The organism is Bradyrhizobium sp. SZCCHNS1050 (assembly GCF_032484785.1).
In the GTDB taxonomy this organism is placed as follows: domain Bacteria; phylum Pseudomonadota; class Alphaproteobacteria; order Rhizobiales; family Xanthobacteraceae; genus Bradyrhizobium.
In genome coordinates, this window is the sequence record NZ_JAUETR010000002.1 from 559104 (window position 1) to 576477 (window position 17374).

The 17374-nt window shown below is 63.7% G+C and carries 15 protein-coding genes and 1 tRNA gene; 12 read left to right on the forward strand and 4 right to left on the reverse strand.

The genetic code is table 11. The features are described from left to right. Positions 1–25 precede the first annotated feature (25 nt). Positions 26–406, forward strand: a complete 381-nt coding sequence (locus tag QX094_RS26900) for a hypothetical protein (protein WP_284416120.1) — start codon at positions 26–28, stop codon at positions 404–406. On the opposite strand, the gene QX094_RS26905 is transcribed toward QX094_RS26900, so the two are convergent. After that, on the reverse strand, positions 366–1895 hold the full coding sequence (locus QX094_RS26905; RefSeq protein WP_316185097.1) for a beta-(1-6) glucans synthase: 1530 nt from the start codon (positions 1893–1895) through the stop codon (positions 366–368). The two genes, QX094_RS26900 and QX094_RS26905, sit on opposite strands and share 41 nt — an antisense overlap. Before the next feature lie 435 nt (positions 1896–2330). Between QX094_RS26905 and QX094_RS26910 the strand changes: the two genes are divergently transcribed. From QX094_RS26910 to QX094_RS26950, 9 genes are all read left to right on the forward strand, one after another. Then, entirely contained in the window at positions 2331–2912 is a 582-nt protein-coding gene (locus QX094_RS26910; protein WP_315712028.1) for a beta-1-3, beta-1-6-glucan biosynthesis protein, read from the forward strand. Positions 2913–3267: 355 nt separating this feature from the next. Further along, complete coding sequence (locus QX094_RS26915; RefSeq protein ID WP_315712029.1) at positions 3268–5970, forward strand: glycosyltransferase; 2703 nt, start codon at positions 3268–3270, stop codon at positions 5968–5970. 413 nt (positions 5971–6383) lie between these two features. Then, positions 6384–6459 (forward strand) — tRNA-Lys (locus QX094_RS26920). A 231-nt stretch (positions 6460–6690) separates the two neighbouring features. Further along, positions 6691–7509 (forward strand): hypothetical protein, encoded by an 819-nt coding sequence (locus QX094_RS26925; RefSeq protein WP_316188364.1) that lies wholly within the window; start codon positions 6691–6693, stop codon positions 7507–7509. Then, a protein-coding gene (locus QX094_RS26930) for an IS3 family transposase (RefSeq protein WP_315826682.1) occupies positions 7506–8695 on the forward strand; the annotation gives its coding sequence in 2 pieces (ribosomal slippage) (positions 7506–7755 and positions 7755–8695; 1191 coding nt in all). Before QX094_RS26925 ends, QX094_RS26930 begins: the two co-directional genes overlap by 4 nt. After that, complete coding sequence (locus QX094_RS26935) at positions 8610–9302, forward strand: TylF/MycF/NovP-related O-methyltransferase (protein ID WP_316188366.1); 693 nt, start codon at positions 8610–8612, stop codon at positions 9300–9302. The genes QX094_RS26930 and QX094_RS26935 overlap by 86 nt, the downstream gene beginning before the upstream one ends. An 86-nt stretch (positions 9303–9388) precedes the next feature. After that, positions 9389–10060 (forward strand): hypothetical protein, encoded by a 672-nt coding sequence (locus tag QX094_RS26940; RefSeq protein ID WP_315712032.1) that lies wholly within the window; start codon positions 9389–9391, stop codon positions 10058–10060. Positions 10061–10207: 147 nt separating this feature from the next. Continuing rightward, positions 10208–10759, forward strand: coding sequence for a hypothetical protein (locus QX094_RS26945; RefSeq protein WP_315712033.1), 552 nt, complete (start codon positions 10208–10210; stop codon positions 10757–10759). Positions 10760–10947: 188 nt separating this feature from the next. Next, a complete protein-coding gene (locus tag QX094_RS26950; protein ID WP_315729330.1) occupies positions 10948–12033 on the forward strand; it encodes an alpha/beta hydrolase family protein in 1086 nt (361 codons plus the stop codon). A 174-nt stretch (positions 12034–12207) separates the two neighbouring features. Here QX094_RS26950 and QX094_RS26955 read toward each other — a convergent pair whose 3' ends face one another. The 3 genes from QX094_RS26955 to QX094_RS26965 all read right to left on the reverse strand — a co-directional run bounded on the left by QX094_RS26955 (position 12208) and on the right by QX094_RS26965 (position 15625). Further along, on the reverse strand, positions 12208–12513 hold the full coding sequence (locus QX094_RS26955; RefSeq protein WP_315712035.1) for a hypothetical protein: 306 nt from the start codon (positions 12511–12513) through the stop codon (positions 12208–12210). A 441-nt stretch (positions 12514–12954) separates the two neighbouring features. Beyond that, positions 12955–13515: a hypothetical protein gene (locus QX094_RS26960; RefSeq protein WP_315712036.1), complete on the reverse strand. Its 561-nt coding sequence runs from the start codon at positions 13513–13515 to the stop codon at positions 12955–12957. Between the two features lie 733 nt (positions 13516–14248). After that, positions 14249–15625, reverse strand: coding sequence for an IS30 family transposase (locus tag QX094_RS26965; protein ID WP_315715219.1), 1377 nt, complete (start codon positions 15623–15625; stop codon positions 14249–14251). A gap of 462 nt (positions 15626–16087) precedes the next feature. Here QX094_RS26965 and QX094_RS26970 point away from each other — a divergent pair, with 462 nt between their 5' ends. Together QX094_RS26970 and QX094_RS26975 are read left to right on the forward strand one after the other, a co-directional pair. After that, positions 16088–16384 (forward strand): hypothetical protein, encoded by a 297-nt coding sequence (locus tag QX094_RS26970; RefSeq protein WP_315712039.1) that lies wholly within the window; start codon positions 16088–16090, stop codon positions 16382–16384. Positions 16385–16507: 123 nt separating this feature from the next. Continuing rightward, a complete protein-coding gene (locus QX094_RS26975; RefSeq protein ID WP_315712040.1) occupies positions 16508–17131 on the forward strand; it encodes a LysE family translocator in 624 nt (207 codons plus the stop codon). Positions 17132–17374: the final 243 nt, after the last annotated feature.

The following is a 17374-nucleotide window of genomic DNA, read 5'->3' on the forward strand; positions in this document are numbered from 1 at the left end:
TCCTTTCCGCAGCATAGTCCCGCGCATGAAAAAGACCCCGTTCCGCCTCTCGCCCTATCAGGTGCAATGGCTCCTGATCATAGGCTTCGTCACCGTCGGCTATGCCCTCTATCTGCGCTATCTGGCGATCGAGCTGTCGAGCGTCGCGCTCGCCTGCGACGCCGGCCTGCAGACGCTGGCCTGCAAGAGCCGGGCGGTTGCGACCACGCTGTTCAAGAATTCGGTGTTCGGCGCCACGGCGCTGGTGATCGCAGTGCTGCACGTGATGCGGCCGTCGATCGTGCTGCTGACCGGCGGGCTGATCGCCGCCGGCCTCGGCATCGTGCTCTACAACATCGTGCTGTCGGGGCTGGCGATCGGCCTGCTCATCCTCGGCTTTGCGCGGCCCGCGCCCGCCACAGCGTGAACGCCAGCAGCAGATACATCGCGCAGGTCCACATCGCCTGCCAGTTGTCGCGGCCCTCGTTGTAGATCACGTAGACCGAGGAGATCGCGAGCAGGCCGGCGAAGCTGGCCTCGGCGATCGGCCGGGGACCCTGCGCCGGACGATTGCCGAGCAGCATCGCGAACGGCACCACCGCCATGGTCAGGCTGGCGAACGGGAAATCGCGGTAGCGCGGGTCGAACACGAAGCCGAGCGCCGTCTCGGCCGCAATCAGCACCGTCACGACGAGGACCAGGCCCAGCAGGTAGGTGATCTTCAACTGCTTGCGGCCGTCATTCGGTCCGAGCAGGTCGAGGAAGGTCGGCAACGGCCGCCCGGCCATCGTCGCATTGGCGCTGAGGATCGGCGCCAGGACGCCGGCCGCGAGCAGCGCCCCCCAATGCAGCCAGCCGCCAACACCGAGGCTCTCATAGAACATCTTGTCCGCGGCCATGCCGAACAGCACGCCCGCTGTCGTCGCGGAGAACCCGACCCCGATCCAGGCCGAGACGTGCGGCGGCCAGGGCCGGCGCCGCACCGTCAGCCACCCGGCCAGGAACACCACGAACGACAGGATCATGCCGCCGCCCATCTGCAGCTTCCACAGCGGATAGTTGCTGACGGGCTCGCCCGGCGGATATTTCAGCGCCCGCGTATCGTCGCTGATCAGGCCCCAATAGCCGCCGACCGTGCCTTCGAGCTTGCGCTTCCACGGCTGGTCATAGGCCTCGATCAGGTTGACGCGGAAGTTCTCGCGCTTGGCGAGGCTGAGGATCTCCGACACCACGCGGGCCTGGTTGGCCCGCGACGGCAGCGCGCCCTCGCGCATGCGCCCCTCGCTCGGCCAGCCGGTCTCGCCGATCAGGATCTCCTTCCCCGGAAAGGCGACGCCGACCTGCTGGCGGATGGCGTCGACATGGGAGGCGGCGAATTTCGCGCGCACCGGGATGTCCTCCCAGTACGGCAGGATATGAACTGTGACGAAGTCGACGATGTCGTAGAGCTCGCGGTTGCGCAGCCAGAACTCCCAGACGTCCGCATAGGTCACGGGAACCGTGACCTGCGCCTTGACGCCGCGGATGGTCGCGGCCAGATCGGCTGATGTCATCTCGCCGCGCAGCAGCACCTCGTTGCCGACCACGACGGCCGTGATCACCTTTGGATAGCGCTTGATCAGGTCGACCGCGATGCCGATCTGCTGCTGGTTCTTCAGCTTGTTGGAGCCGAGCCAGATGCCCTGGATCACCTTGATGCCGACGCGGGCGGCGATTCCCGGCACCTGGTCGAGACCGTTCTCGATCGAATAGGTGCGCACGCATTCGGAGATCTTGGCGAGCTGCACCAGGTCCTGCTCGATCTGCTCGGCGTCGATATGGGTGGTCGGATCCAGCGGGCTCTGCTGGCCGCGGAACGGCGCATAGGACACGCACTGCAGCTTCGAAGCTGGCTCGATCGGCGCGCGCGCGAGCATGATCGGCTGGGCCAGCCACCACCACGCGGCGGCGATGACACCCAAGGATATGAGCAGAAGCGCCAGCGGCGTAGGAAGGGATTTCAGTTCCGTGTCTCCAGGCAGGGTGGTGTCGATTACCCGGTCGGCGGCGATCTGCCAAGTAGGCGATCGGGCCCTCCGGCGCTCCCGGCGTACCCGCTCCACATCGCCCTTTTACGATGACGCGAGAAAGTTGGTACGTTGCTGGACAAAATCCGAGATTCCGGTCATTGGGAATCCCGGTTGGCCCCGGCCGTCGCAACGTCGCAACCCAGATTGGGCCCCTGCGCAAGCGCCCGTTAGGAACGCTCTGCGACAGTCGGAATCAATCTCCCGCCGCAATCGGGGCTGATTTGATCGGCATCAACACTGCGTCCGTCAGGGGACGGCACGAAGGCAACAATCGGGGAATTTATGGGTCGACGCGTGCTCCACTCCAAGTTTTCGGTTTCGCGCCTGTCGGCGGCTCTGGGCCTCGTGCTCCTCATCGGCGCGCCCGGCGCGCTCGCCCAGAGCGGCAGCGACCATCCCCAGGACCAAAAGCCGCAGGCGGCCAATCCGGCCGACGTGTCGAAGGAGAACCAGCGCAAGGCCGACGAATTCACCGAAGCGTCCCAGGCGCTCAGTGGCGGCCCGGCCGGCAATCCCGAATGCGTCTGGCTCGGCCGCCGCGTCGTCCAGTTGATGTACAACGACGACCTCGATACCGCCTTCCGCCACCTTGATCTCTATGACCGGTTCGGCTGCCCCGGCGGCCACGTTCAGGCCGCCTTCCGCTGCCTGACGCGTTTCATCCCGCAGATCGATCCGAAGGTGCCGAACTCGCTGAACAACCACGTCCACGGCTGCTGGATCAATCCGGACGCCAAGCCGCAGGTGGCTGCGGCGCCTGCGCCAGGCCCGGCCTCGACCCCGGCCGCGCAGGCTTCGCCAGCACCGACGCAGCAGCCCGCTCCCCAGGCATCGCCCTCGCCCGCGCAGCCTCCGGCGAAGTGACCGGCGCCTGAAGGCAGGCGGGACGCACGATCCCGACGACCAGGCGCCATGCGCGGCTGCGGCATGACAGCGCTCCGATCACGTGGCAGGATACGGCCGAGATACGATCGAGGTCCTCGACGCGCGCCTGAGCCTCGCCCCGGTTCAGGCACCGTTCAGCAGGATTGGGCTCTGTTGGGATGACATATGATGTCGCGGCCTTCGGCTGTGACGGCGTGAGAATGATCGCCTTCGCCGCTCGTCGTCGGACGTCGCCCGCGAACGTGATCCCGGTAGCATCGGATACCCGAGATGGAACGGCGATCGACCGCTCCGCTTCACCGCTGACTTGATCCTAGGAATGGTTGCCCCTCCAATGCGTGCCGTTGTCGCCGTCCTGCTCCTCGTCACCGCTGTGCACGCCGCCCTCTGGGGACTGCTGCAGGACAAACAGGAGGCCCCCAGTTTTACCGGCCTGCTGCAGAGCGTCTCCTACGATCCGCATGAAGGAACCGGGGCTCCCGGCGCCAACACCGTGGCCTCGCCGGAACGCATCCGCGCCGACATGAAGAAGCTCGCCACGATGACGCGGGCCATCCGGCTCTACTCGTCTACCGGCGGCCTCGAGATAGTGCCGCCGCTGGCGGCGGAGGCGGGGCTGAAGGTGATGCTCGGCGCTTGGATCGACAAGGATCCGGACCGCAACGAGCGCGAGATCCAGTCGGCCATCACCCTGGCCCGCCGCAACAGCAACGTCATCGGCATCGTGGTCGGCAACGAGACCATCCTCACGGCGACCCAGAAGGTCGATGAGCTGATCGAGAAGATCAAGCGCGTGAAGAAGTCGGTCAACGTGCCCGTCACCACAGGCGACGTCTGGAACACCTGGCGCGACAACCCCGAGCTCGCGGCCAATGTCGACTTCATCGCCGCGCACGTCCTGCCCTATTGGGAATTCTTCACCGACGACCAGGCCGTCGATCAGGCGGTGGATCGCTATCAGCTCCTGAAGAAGCAGTTCCCCGGCAAGCGCATCATGATCGCCGAGTTCGGCTGGCCGAGCCAGGGCTACAGCCGCAGCGGCGACAACCGCGGGCCCGCCGTGCCGGGCCCACTCCGGCAGGCGAAGGTGCTGCGCAATTTTCTGGCCCAGGCCGCCTCGATCGGCATGGAATACAACATCGTCGAGGCGATCGATCAGCCCTGGAAATATTTCGAAGGCGGCGTCGGCCCGTACTGGGGCGTCCTCAATGCCGCGCGCGAGGCGAAATTCGCCTGGACCGGCCCGATCGTGAATCCCGACTATTGGCAGCTCGCGGCCATCGCGCTGCTGGTCGGCGTGCTCTTGTCGCTGCCGATCGTGCGGCTGCGCCAGCCGACCGTGCTGCAGGCCATGATGCTCGCCATCACGGCACATGGCGTCGGTGCCTGGGTCTCCAACGTCTTCGCCTATTGGAACGTGCACTATTTCGTCTGGGGCTCGACCTTCGCGCTGACGCTGGGCCTGATCCTCCTGGTTCCCCTGATCCTCATCGCGATGGCCCGCATCGAGGAGATCGCCGCGATCGCCTTCGGCCGCGAGCCGCGGCGCCTCTTGACCCGCGACAAGGCCGCGCGTGACCGCGCCGCCGCGCCGGACTACTGCCCCAAGGTGTCGATCCACGTGCCGGCCTATTTCGAGCCGGTCGACATGATGAAGCAGACGCTCGATGCGCTGGCCCGCCTCGACTACCCGAACTACGAGGTCGTCTGCATCATCAATAACACGCCCGACCCGGCGTTCTGGCAGCCGATCCAGGATCACTGCCGCATGCTCGGCGAGCGCTTCAAGTTCATCAACGCCGAGAAGGTCAAGGGCTTCAAGGCCGGCGCGCTGCGCATCGCGATGGAGCGCACCGCTGTCGATGCCGAGATCATCGGCATCATCGACGCCGACTATGTCGTGACGCCGGACTGGCTCTCCGACCTCGTGCCGGCCTTCGCCGACCCCGCCGTCGGCCTGGTGCAGGCGCCGCAGGAGCATCGCGACGAGCACCTGTCGCTGATGCACTACATCATGAACGGCGAGTACGCCGGCTTCTTCGACATCGGCATGGTTCAGCGCAACGAGGAGAACGCGATCATCGTGCACGGCACGATGTGCCTGATCCGGCGCGCGGCGATGGACATGGCCGGCGGCTGGTCGAGCGACACGATCTGCGAGGACACCGATCTCGGCCTCGCGATCCAGGAGCTCGGCTGGCAGACCCACTACACCAACACCCGCTACGGCCAGGGCCTCCTGCCCGACACCTACGAGGCGTTCAAGAAGCAGCGCCATCGCTGGGCCTATGGCGGCTTCCAGATCGTCAAGAAGCACTGGCGCCGCTTCCTGCCCGGCCACAGCCGGCTGACCTCGGACCAGAAGCGCGAGTTCTCGCTCGGCTGGCTCAACTGGCTCGGCGCCGAGAGCCTCGGCGTCGTGGTGGCGATCCTCAACCTGATCTGGACGCCGATCGTTGCCTTCGCCGGCATCGCCATTCCCGACAAGATCCTGACCATCCCGATCCTCGCCGCCTTCGTGGTCTCGCTCGCCCACTTCCTGATTCTCTACCGGCTGCGGGTGGCGGTGAAGCCGTGGCAGATGCTGGGCGCGATGGTCGCGGCGATGAGCGTGCAGTGGACGGTCAGCCGCGCCGTGGCGCAGGGCCTGATCACCGAGCACCTGGCGTTCGCCCGCACGTCCAAGGGCGGCCTGTCGCGGATGTCGATCGAGTTCCAGGCGTTCTGGGAGGCCGTGATCGGCGCCCTGCTCCTGATCGGCGCCACGATTCTGATCGTGACCAACACGCTTGCCATCACCGAGCTCTACATCTTCGCCGCCGTCCTGATCCTGGAGAGCCTGCCGTTCCTCTCAGCGGTCGCCATCGCGCTGCTGGAGATGTCCCGCATCAACTCCTTCGAGTTCTGGCGCCACGCCACCGTCCGCACCGCCGAGCTGATCGGCCTGCGCCCGGTATGGGTGCCCGAGCTGGCCGGGCCCGGAATGCAACCGGCGCCGCTGAGCGCGGCGGCAACGAAGGCGGCGGACAAGGTGTAACGCGAAGCGAAGCGTAGCCCGGATGAGCGGACGCATGGGCCCGACGGGCGCAGGCGGCAGCGACATCCGGGGTCATTGCGACGGCCCGTGAGCCCCCGCAGGTCGCCTCCGCCGCCGCTCTCTCGAGCGCCGACGGCGGCTCATGATGGCGGCTCATGGCGGGCTACGGCACCGTCATCGCCGCGCCCCCGAAACGATCGTCGATCTCCCGTGGTTTCCCCCGCCCGCCCTATTGACCGGAACGGACCCACCCCCTACACAGCGCCCACGACAGCATGCGGCCCAAGGTCGGGGTTTTTTGCCGCCCCGATCTCATGCCGCAGTGAACCACGGCCACGCCTAAAGCGTTCCGATGGGGACCTGCCGACGATCCGGACAGTGACGGCCCTGCCGTCGCACCGCTTCTTGGAAGCGAGCGCGTAGCTCAGCCGGTAGAGCACGTGACTTTTAATCATGGGGTCCCGGGTTCGAGTCCCGGCGCGCTCACCAAGATCCCGAACGATCGAATAGTCAGCCTGGCAGACGCCTCCCTTGGCCACGTCGGAACATCGGTAAGACGATGCGTGGCCTCGATCGCCCGTAAGCGGCGGGCTGGATGGGTCTCGATCGGAACCTCGATTTCATACTCGATGAGTCGAACGCGCTCGATCCTCACGCGGCTTTACATCCTCAGTCATTTCCTTGGCTACGATGCTCGTGCGAAGCTGGCGGGACGTCTCCATGATCTCTTCCACCAAGGCGATGTCACGAAGAAGCTGCCCGATCACCGCGCGTCAGCTCGATCATGTCGGCACCTCCACGTCTGCCGGAATTGCAGTCTGCGCAAGCAGGGTGCTAAGGTCGACAACCAAAGGTATCGCAAGTCATTTTTATCGAATTCCGGTAAGGCCTTTTTGGCAAGGCGTTCGCGCCAGTGGAGCCAGCATGTCTGCAAGCTATGGCGCCGTGATCAACCGGCTGCTCAACGGCGTCGGCTTCCAACTCATTCGCCAATCGACGCTCCATCAGCTGGTCTCGTCGGCCCGCAATGGATATGCAAGCGAGCAGGACGACGAAGGTGAGGATCAAGTCCGAACGGATTCGCAAGCCAGCGAACCGACGGAGACGGTATCGGCCAGCTATCTCCAGAACCTGCAGCGCGAGAGTTTGGCGCTTCGTGAGATGTCGACCGAGCTCATTAAGCTCAAGCTGCAGCTGGCCGGAGCGAACGACGGTACCAACACGAGCGAGCCCTCGACTCCGGACGTTGCCGGCCCCCGGCTCTACACGCCCGTATACGACTACGCGGGATTGCGAACCGATCCCGCGATCGTGCACAACCATGACTTCATGCGGGATCCCCGCTTTGTCGCCGCCTACGAACGTGGCGCCGCCGCCGAGGGCTATGAGCCTCGCTATTTCTGGCGGACGCATGTTGCGCTCTGGTGCGCCAGCATCGGCGTCAGCCTTGGCGGCGATTTCGTCGAATGCGGCTGCCCTTGCCCCTGGAGCTTAATCCAGTTTGAAGTTCGTTCTGGCCCAACGAGGACCAGAGCATGAAGCGCAGCCGCTTTACGGAAGAGCAGATCATCGGGATTTTGAAGGAGCACGAGGCCGGCGTTCCGGTCGCCGATCTCTGCCGCAAGCATGGCGTGAGCGACGCCAGCATTTACAAGTGGAAGGCCAAGTTCGGCGGAATGGACGTCTCGGAGGCCAAGCGGCTGAAGACGCTGGAGGACGAGAACACGCGGCTCAAGCGGCTGCTGGCGGAGGCCATGCTGGACAATGCAGCGCTGAAGGATCTGCTGGGAAAGAAGTGGTGACGCCCGCTGCGAAGCGGAAAGCTGTCGCACATCTCGTGGGTGTTCACGGGTTGAGCGAACGGCGGGCGTGTAAAGCCATCGGATGTTGCCGCATGACGGTCAGATATCAGACGAGCCGGGCCGATGATGCCGGGCTGCGGCAGCGCATGAGGGCGATCGCCCATGAGCGCCGCCGCTTCGGCTATCGTCGCTTGCACGTCCTGCTCAAGCGGGAGGGCTACCTGGTCAATCACAAGAAGCTGTTCCGGCTGTATCGTGAGGAACGGCTCGCGGTGCGCCGCAGAGGTGGCCGCAAGCGGGCCCTCGGCACACGAGCACCGATGACGGTGCCGCTGCTCTCGAATGATCGCTGGTCGCTCGACTTCGTGTCGGATCAGATGACCGACGGCCGGCGCTTCCGCGTCCTGACCGTGGTCGACGACTGCACCCGCGAGTGCCTGGCGCTGGTGGCCGACACCTCGCTCTCGGGCGCCCGGGTCGCTCGGGAGCTGGACCGGCTGGTCGCCGAGCGCGGCAAGCCCAAGATGGTGGTGAGCGACAACGGCAGCGAACTCACCAGCAATGCCATCCTGACATGGGCCGATCAGAGCCGCATCGCCTGGCACTACATCGCGCCGGGCAAACCCATGCAGAACGCCTTCATCGAGAGCTTCAACGGCCGCCTGCGGGATGAACTGCTGAACGAGACGCTGTTCACCTCGCTCGCCCAGGCCCGCGTTGCGCTCCGATGCTGGCAGGCCGACTATAACGACGCTCGGCCGCACTCCCAGCTCGGATGGAAGACGCCATCCGAGTTCGCCGCCACCTGCAATCCGCGTCGGGATCTGGCGTTGCGCTATGCCGAGAGCTCCGCGCCAGCTCCCGCCGCTACCACCGCCCGGATGGGCACATCCAACCGCCCGAACGAACTCAGACCTGGATAAAACTTGGGGGCAAGGTCACGGCGTCTGTCGCGGCATGCTCAGCTCTTCGATCATGCACTATCTCGACTGGAACAACCTCCAACGTCGATTTTTTCTGTTTGATACGTTTACCGGGGTCGACGAGCGCCTCGTCACCGATGAGGAGGCCGCAAGCGGCAACCTCGGCTACTTCAGAGAGATGTACAAGACCGACATCTATGAGGATGCCGTTCGCAACTTCTCCGAATACAACAACGTCGAAATCATTCGTGGCAGTGTCCCATCCAGCCTGTCGACCGTCGACATCAATGCCGTCGCTTATCTGTCGATCGACATGAACAACGTCACGCCCGAGATCGCGGCCATCGACCACTTCTGGAGCAAGCTGCAGCCCGGCGCCCCGGTTCTGCTCGACGATTATGGTTTCGTCCGCTACGAGGCCCAGAAGCGTGCGTTCGACGCTTGGGCCTCTCAGCATGGCGTCGCTATTCTCGCGCTTCCCACAGGGCAAGGCCTGATCATCAAGCCACCATCGGCGTCAGGGGCTGTGCGTCGGACGTGGCGCCGCATAGCTCCATTTTTGTGCACCGCCACCGTGAAGCGGTTTTTTGGGATGACGACGGCGTAAGGTTGTCCACATGCCGACTGGCTTGTTCGGCCAATCCAAGGCACAATCGAGCGTTGCAGTCTTTGATTTATTGCCGGGGCGTTTCGATGAATTGGGTAGGAACGGTCGTCGCGATTCCATTGGCTGCCATTTCCTTGTCGGGCTGCATCACGACATCGATGCAGGGATATGCCGACCGACAATTGCCGGCGAAGCCGATCGGCCGCATGGTCGCTTACGTCTCTGGACCCGGTCCGCTCGTCACGAGCATTCAAACGAACATCGCCGAGGAGGCGCGGAAACGCGGCGTCGTCGCTGACGACGCGCTGATGCTGTTCCCACCGACACGGACCTACACCAATGCCGAGGTTCAACAGGGACTCGCGCGTGACGCGATTGAAGGCGTCCTCGTCATCAGCGTGGGCGATAGCGGTGTGCAGCAACAATACGCCGGGACGATCTTGTCGGGCCAATACACCGGAACATCGAGCTCGATCGGTACCGTCAACACCTTCGGCAACACGTCGACCATATCCATGAATGGGACGTCATCAGGCATGGTGGTTGCCACCGCGACGCCGACCTACCGCTACAAGCGTCAGACCACGTTCACGGCGCGGCTTCTTGAGGCAAGCACCGGACGAAATCTCTGGGTCGGTAACGGTCAGGTCAACGCCGGCGGCCTCCTGTTCGTCGGCGACGGCGCAAACGCGTCAAGTTCCGTCGCGGCCATTTTTGACGACTTGCAGCGCAAGGGACTCATCGGGTCATCAAGTTGATCAGGAGCGGCTTCATGCGTCTCCCGTAACCCACCCCATCGGAATTATTAAGTGCACTGTCACCGCAATCACCGAGATTGTTATATGAGGCTCTTAATCAATTTCACGAACCACCTTAAAGCACGAGAGCTAGTGGGTCTAATGATAATGGCCTACGGCGAATTCGAGTTCGAAGTTGCCGGAATCATGAGCTACGCAATTGACGGCGGGCCAGATACCGCGGCGCGCATTTTCTTTCGTGTGAATGGCGAGGCCGCCAGACTAGATGTGGCGGATGCAATCCTGAGACCGTTCTTCGACAAACTAACCTTGGGTGGCCGATGGGGCAATGCGCTAGGCGCTCTAAGGTTCTGCAAGAATGTTCGCAATCAATACGCCCATTGCCAATGGCACCCGGACGCACATAACTTGTATTTTATTAACCTGGATCGAGACGGCCGAGACTCACTGGAAGGGGAACTAATCGTAAATCCCTACCCAACCAATCTCGAGCTGCTCCAAAAACAGTACGAATACTTTGAGCATACCCTCGATTGGTTGTATTATCTGAGCTGCGAATGTCGCAGGCATAAGGGCGAAGAATCCGCCCGTCCACCAGTTCCGAAATCAATTCCACAGCCGCAGCTTCATATTCGGCCAAAGAAGCCTCTTCAATCGCCAGAAACCGAAACGAATTACGGTGACAGCGCACAATATTAGCCGTCGCCTTCACCCAGTTAGTTAAGAGCGCGTACTCATAAAGCTCGATCAGGTCCACTTTGGAGGTAAGGCCAGGCGCGATAGTATTTCGAAGCTGAAGGGCCTCGTGGTATCAAGAGCTGGCCGACTTCGCAGTGGTCATTGGGTTGCCGGCCTACATGTTTTGCGCGTCTAGGATCGGACAGCTGATGAAATTTCTGGCCCTGTTGCTGGCCCTTCTCGCAGCGCCAAACGGTGCTTGCGCACAAGGAGCAGTCTTTAGGGTCGGTGTAACCAAGCGTGATTTTGTTCCTGCTGAGCCTTACGATTGGCGCGGCGCCCAGACACATGCGCTCCGCGCAACGATATGGTATCCGGCCGCAGCGGATGCGCCCGAGAGACCGCAATGGATCGGGCCGCGCATCATCCCGTTCTTCAGCGCCGGCAGCGCTGCGCCCGATGCGGAGCCGGCATCAGGACCCCGGCGTGCGTTCGTCGTCCTGTCCCACGGTAACGGCGGCGCAGCGCTCCAAATCGCATGGCTCGGCACAGCACTCGCGGGGGCTGGCTTTATCGTCGTCGCAGTCAATCACCCCGGCAATAGCGCTCTCGAGGACTATACCGTCGAGGGTATGTCATTGTGGTGGCTGCGAGCTGTGGATGTTAGCGCCGTCATCGATGCGATGCTCGTCGACAAGACCTTTGGCAGCCGAGTCGACCCCGCGCGCATCGGTGCCGCCGGTCATTCGCTCGGTGGCTACACTGTCCTCGCGGCCGCTGGTGGCATCAGCAATCCGGAACTGCTGCAGGTGTTTTGCCGCTCGCCTGCGGCCGACGCGTCATGCAAACCGCCGCCGCCCGCTGCCGTCATGCGCCGGGAGACCCTAGCACGTCTGAGCGTCGATCCCGATTTCCGGCAACGCTACAGCGAGGCCGGCAAGTCCTATCGGGACGAACGCATCCGCGCGGCCTTCGCCATGGCGCCCGGGCCAGGCCCGATCTTCGCACCGAACAGCCTTGAGAAAATCTCGATTCCCGTTGCGATTGTCGCCGGAAGCGCCGACGAAATTGTCCCGACACCCGCCGCTGCCGAGACATTCGCTAGGTTGATCCCGCATTCGACTCTGAAGATATTTCCGAAGGCCGGCCACTTCGTATTTCTGGACACGTGCACTCTGGTCGGAAGCGTATTCTTTCGGAGCACGTGCCGCGATCCCGATGGCGCCGACCGTGAGGCAGTTCATGCCGAGACGATCAGACTTGCGGTCGATTTCTTCACCACATATCTGCGCTGAGCGCTTTCATCGTTGGTCTTCTCGACTGCAATTTACCTGCCGGTTTGTGTTTAGTCCTAATAGCGATCCGTTGTCGTGCTAGGCTGTGGCGCTACGCGCCGACTAGGAGGTTACGGTGACAGTGCACTAAACTTCCATCGACCTCAGGTAACGCGGCCGCACTGCCTTAGCCCTTCACCCGCTCACTGCAAACCCAAGCACCAGCTGCTTCGGGCTCTGCTTGAATTCCTTGATCACCGCGGCCCGGACCTTCTCCGACAGCTCCGGCAGCGGCTTGGCGGTGTAGAGCTTGGGGAAGGTCACCATGACCGACGTCAGCGTGCCGTTGTTCCAGTTGAAGCCGACTGCGGGACGCACGCCGGTTTCGGCGAGGAGGTCGGCTTCGACAGCCCGGCTGTAGGCAAGTCCGTTTTGAACGGCGTCGACCATCCCGCAGCCGGCGAGGCATGCGATCAGGGGGATCAGCGCGAGGGCTCTCATGGTCGTCCACTCCAGGATTCAGCGTCCGGCGACGCGCCGTCGCCACGCATGGCGCCTGCCGAGGTTGCAGCGGCCGGCCAGCATGAAATGCGGCCACGGCCGGATCATGGCGCGACGGCGCAACGTTTTCCAGCGTGACGCGCCGGGACAGGTTAGACTGGCATGAGCCATCCATGAAGGCGGACAATCGTCAGGCATTGGCGTGCATGGTGCTGATCGCTGTCCTGATGGTCGCGCTCCTGTCGGCCAAGTATCAAGTATGACGACTGCCGGTGGCGCGGACAGTCCGAGACCGAGTGCTTGCGGCAGGCCCGGGGACTGCCTCCGGTCGGGCGGCCTTGAGCGAGAATTCCGGTGCGCTGAATTGACCTCGCTACTTGGCGCGGCAGTTTCATTCACTGTCACTGCAACCGTAACCGCCAATGACGAAAGATCCGTCCCTTACCTGCCGGAGGGATCGGCCTCCAGCACGACCTTCGCGACGGGATATCGCCAATCGTTCTTCGTGTTGTCGGCGGCGGCGTCGATGCCGGCCACGATCACCGCACCAAGGATCCCGCCGTTCATGCCGCTGGCCAGACGCGCCTGGCGCGTCGAATCGAAGGGCGCGACCGTGATCATCCGCTTTTGATAGCCGGGCTTCTGGCAGGTCACGGCAAGCGTGCTCGACTGTCCGCGATAGAGCGGCACGCGCACCTTGGCGGGGCTCGTCATGGTTGCGCTGAAGCCGGAGGCTTCCAGTGAGCAGGACGCTCCGGCCATCTCGACCTCGCCTCCCCCGCCGGGATTGTGAAACGTCCGCACCTCCAAAAGCTGGTCACCCGCGAACTCGGGCACGCTTGCGTCGGTTCGGCGCTTCGGCTCGTAGACGTCGATCCCTCGGCTGCCCGTGCTCGACCTGATGTCGGTCACGTTGTTGACTGCGAGCGGCGCAGCACACCCGCCAAGACACGCCCCTCCAAGGATGGCCAGCCAGGTGGCCATCCAACGCAAATAGTCCATTTGAGCCCCCACAGCACCCCTACTGTTGTTGACTAGCGGTAGCAGGGGCCGATCTGGGGAACAATAGCCGCAACCTCAGGGGGAATAGAGCAACTATCAAAAACCGACTACGTTGCGGGCAGGACACAGTCGCTGTCACCTCCAGCATCAATGAGGTCGGTGGTGCTGGATGTGTCAGACGATCGCCAGCGGCGGGAATTCAGGGTCATCAACATGACGCGGTTGCTCAGCCACAACCTTACTCGCGATCAATGGGCGACACGTTTGGCACCCGCGCAGGTTGCAGTGACCGGTGGGCATTCCCGGATCATGGCGCGACGGCGCTGCGCTTTCCAGCAACATGTGCCGTGAGGATGCGCGGACAAACTCATTTCATCAGGCCGCTCAACACGATCACCCCTGTCCAGTCGTCAGAGCACAAATATCTGCCTTCCCTTTTTCCGAATTTTATGATTGACTGTCCCCATCCCGTGCTTCTCGAGAGGGGCGCTTCGCGATCGTCACGGACGTTGGGCGCGGGATGCGGTGGCCGCAGGTGGGTCGCAGCGTGCTTGATGTACGCGGACGAACGGCTCCTTGCGGACGTGAAATCGCGTGGTCCTGGCGCCCCGAAGCTGGCGCCAAGTCCTGGGGGATGATGACCCCCGCGGGCGACGGTGGCTATCAAGCCGGACACCGGGGAGATCGCGTATAAGCGTGAAGACCATCGCGCGGGGAATGCCGGGTGGCGGGCTCAAGCGGTGGTCGCAACACCAAGTGTTTTCATTCGTGACAGCAGCTCGTCAAGCGCTTCTGCTGGAGTTTTCCATCCTAGCGTCTTTCTCGGTCGGGAATTGAGCGCTGCGGCCACGGCGGCGATCTCGTCAGCATCGTAGACGCTCAGATCGGTACCTTTCGGGAAGTACTGCCGCAGCAGGCCATTCGTGTTCTCGTTCGTGCCACGTTGCCAGGGGCTTCTTGGATCGCAGAAGTAGATCTGAAGGTCTGTATCGATCTTGAGGTCACTGTGTTGAGCCATTTCGGTCCCCTGATCCCAGGTTAGCGAGCGGCGGAGTTCTTTGGGCAAGGTGACGATGGTGCGCGTGATCGCATCGCGTACCGCTTCAGCTCCGTGTCCGGAGAGCGCAGGCCCATCCTTCGTACGTGGGCCATCGTCAAACCCCGGCAGCCGTGGAAGGTGCAGGAGCATTGTAAACCGCGTGCTGCGTTCGACCAGCGTGCCGATTGCCGAGCTGGCGGAGCCGACGATCAGATCTCCTTCCCAATGTCCCGGCACAGCTCGATCCGCGACTTCGGCCGGACGCTCACTGATCATGATCTCTGGCGATATGAAGCCTTTGCTGCGCTTCCGCGTACGCGCTCGGGGCACGCGCAGCGCACGTCCCGTTCGCAAACAGGACGACAACTCGCGTTTCAGCGCTCCTCGGCCCTGAACAAAAAGCGCCTGGTAAATGGCTTCGTGGCTGATGCGCATCGCCTCGTCATCCGGGAAGTCGATCGGTAAGCGCCGGGCAATCTGCTCGGGACTCCACGCTTTCGTCCACCCCTGATCCTGGCTAGAGCCCGCACGACCGGCCTTCCGCCGAACGCCGCCTGGAGGTGCGACAAACCCTGCAAGCCGCTCTTCAACATAAGCGCGCAAGGCGGCGTTGCTTGCAAGCTTGCTCGGCTTAGGACGCCGGGCCGATCGATCTGCATGCCACTGGGCGGCCGTCGCCCGATAGGCCATCTTGCCGCCGTGCGTGGCCGCATTGCGATCGAGTTCACGGGAGATGGTCGAGGGAGATCGATTGAGACGCCGCGCTATCTCTCGTACAGAATGGCGCTGCGCATTCAGCAGCGCAATCTCTTCGCGCTCAGAAAAAGAGAGGTGCCGTCCGGAGAGCGGCTTCGCTGAAGGTCGGAACATTGCCGGTGCCACGCCGCCCGCTTTTCGAAATAATCGGGGGCCGACAGCATCCGATAATCCAGCAGCCAGCGCAGCATTCTCGCTGTTCAACCCAGCGGCAATCCCACGCCAAAATTTCTGCTGTTCCGCACGCCCCGCAACTGGTGGGCGCCCCAATGATCCCAGCTTGCCCCGCGTTGACCGTTTCTTTCGAATGCCCATCGCAACCTCCTCATCGAGTGTTGCGACGACCAATTGAATCCGCCGGTTGATCCGGCTGAACCTGTGGTGACTGCCGCCTGCTTTTTCTTCTGCAGGCGGGCCATGGGTTGCGGCCAGCAGCCCGGCATTCCCCGCGCCCTCTGTTTGCTGGAGGGCGAGACGACCGGCACAGCTCGGGCGCGCAAGGCGTCGCGATGACGGTCGAACGCGTCCCCTGCCCCGCCCCCCCCTCCTGCATCGTGATGAGGTTCAGATGATCATGCCGATCGATCGTCCTACGACGGGACTGAGCGCCGGCGCCCGTTGCGTCCCTGCGGTGCGGACGCACGCGGCTTGCAATCACCGGCTGCCGGGAGTGCGCGCACGAACAGCAACAAGATCTTACATGGCGACATCCGACCTGCGCAAAAGCGCCGCGTCCGCGGCGTGTGTTCGCATCTGTGGCCGCACGCGATCGAACCGATGGCGATCGTCGCGGTGCAGCCGCGATCGCGTCAACCGTATCGTGAGGAAGTCCCGATGTCGTCACCCACGCCAACAGGACGGCGGGCCACGCTCGTCCTGCTCGCCGTTCTCCTTCTCGGCAACATCGCCGCCATCATCGCCTGGCCTTCGCATTGCGGCACGAGCCCACGGCTCACGATCGGCGCGGTCATGCTCGCCGGCTGCGGCGAGGCGGACGCCGCCGGTCCTCACCTCGAGGCGATGCAGCGGCCGCATCGGGCGCCCGAGCCGGTTGAAATGGTGAGGGCGCCCTGACATCGTGGCCGTCACCCGTGGTCAGCGATCGGCAGCCCGACGAGATCGAGCGCGGCGACGCGCTGAGGCTGCTGCCGCGCCTTGCGGGCTGATGCGCCTCGTCTCGCCCAAGGAGCTTCCCCGATGTCCTACGCCTTCCTCTTGACCTCGCTGATCGTGGTGGCCTCGCCCGGCACCGGCGTGCTCTACACGCTCGCGGTGGCGCTGACGAAGGGGTCGCGGATGAGCGTCGCCGCGGCGTTCGGCTGCACGCTCGGCATCATCCCGGCGATGCTCGCCGCGATCGTCGGGCTTGCCGCCGTGCTGCACACCAGCGCGCTGGCCTTCGCCGCGCTGAAATGGTGTGGCGTTGCGTATCTCTTGTACATGGCCTGGCAGACGCTCGGTGAGCGTGGCGCGCTCTCGGTGGAGGCCAAGGATGACGCGAAGGACGCGGCGCGCTCGGCTGGGCGCGTGGTGCTGACCGGCTTTTTGATCAACATTCTCAATCCCAAGCTGTCGATCTTCTTCCTCGCCTTCCTGCCGCAGTTCATCGCCGCGGACGAAGTGCATCCGCTCGCCGCCATGCTCGAGCTGTCGGCCACGTTCATGGCGATGACGTTCGCGGTGTTCGTTGTCTACGGACTGTTCGCCTCAGCGGTGCGCGATCGCGTCGTCAGCCGCCCCAAGGTGATGGCGTGGCTGCGCCGGGCGTTCGCCGGCGGCTTCGCCCTGCTCGGCGCGCGGCTGGCGCTGAGCGAGCGCTGAGGTGGTCGCGCTGGGGCGAAGCGGTCGCGGATGACGAGACAATCCTCAGCCACACGAGTTGGTCAATTTGTTACTCGTCATGCCCGGGCTTGTCCCGCCTGCGCGGCCGAAGCCGCTTCGGCGCGGCGAAGGCCCGGGCATCCATGGCGTTCCAAGGACGCCGATCGACGTGGATGGCCGGGACAAGCCCGGCCATGACGGTGTGGAGCGAGTGCGCCACAAACCTTAAGCCGCGTACGCGAC

Coding starts and splice junctions, on each gene's coding strand:
- QX094_RS26950 (WP_315729330.1), top strand. CDS start 10,948: ATGAAATTTCTGGCCCTGTTGCTGGCCCTTCTCGCAGCGCCAAACGGT.
- QX094_RS26955 (WP_315712035.1), bottom strand. CDS start 12,513: ATGAGAGCCCTCGCGCTGATCCCCCTGATCGCATGCCTCGCCGGCTGC.
- QX094_RS26945 (WP_315712033.1), top strand. CDS start 10,208: ATGGCCTACGGCGAATTCGAGTTCGAAGTTGCCGGAATCATGAGCTAC.
- QX094_RS26935 (WP_316188366.1), top strand. CDS start 8,610: ATGCCGAGAGCTCCGCGCCAGCTCCCGCCGCTACCACCGCCCGGATGG.
- QX094_RS26960 (WP_315712036.1), bottom strand. CDS start 13,515: ATGGACTATTTGCGTTGGATGGCCACCTGGCTGGCCATCCTTGGAGGG.
- QX094_RS26925 (WP_316188364.1), top strand. CDS start 6,691: ATGATCTCTTCCACCAAGGCGATGTCACGAAGAAGCTGCCCGATCACC.
- QX094_RS26940 (WP_315712032.1), top strand. CDS start 9,389: ATGAATTGGGTAGGAACGGTCGTCGCGATTCCATTGGCTGCCATTTCC.
- QX094_RS26915 (WP_315712029.1), top strand. CDS start 3,268: ATGCGTGCCGTTGTCGCCGTCCTGCTCCTCGTCACCGCTGTGCACGCC.
- QX094_RS26900 (WP_284416120.1), top strand. CDS start 26: ATGAAAAAGACCCCGTTCCGCCTCTCGCCCTATCAGGTGCAATGGCTC.
- QX094_RS26975 (WP_315712040.1), top strand. CDS start 16,508: ATGTCCTACGCCTTCCTCTTGACCTCGCTGATCGTGGTGGCCTCGCCC.
- QX094_RS26970 (WP_315712039.1), top strand. CDS start 16,088: ATGGCGATCGTCGCGGTGCAGCCGCGATCGCGTCAACCGTATCGTGAG.
- QX094_RS26965 (WP_315715219.1), bottom strand. CDS start 15,625: ATGGGCATTCGAAAGAAACGGTCAACGCGGGGCAAGCTGGGATCATTG.
- QX094_RS26910 (WP_315712028.1), top strand. CDS start 2,331: ATGGGTCGACGCGTGCTCCACTCCAAGTTTTCGGTTTCGCGCCTGTCG.
- QX094_RS26905 (WP_316185097.1), bottom strand. CDS start 1,895: ATGCTCGCGCGCGCGCCGATCGAGCCAGCTTCGAAGCTGCAGTGCGTG.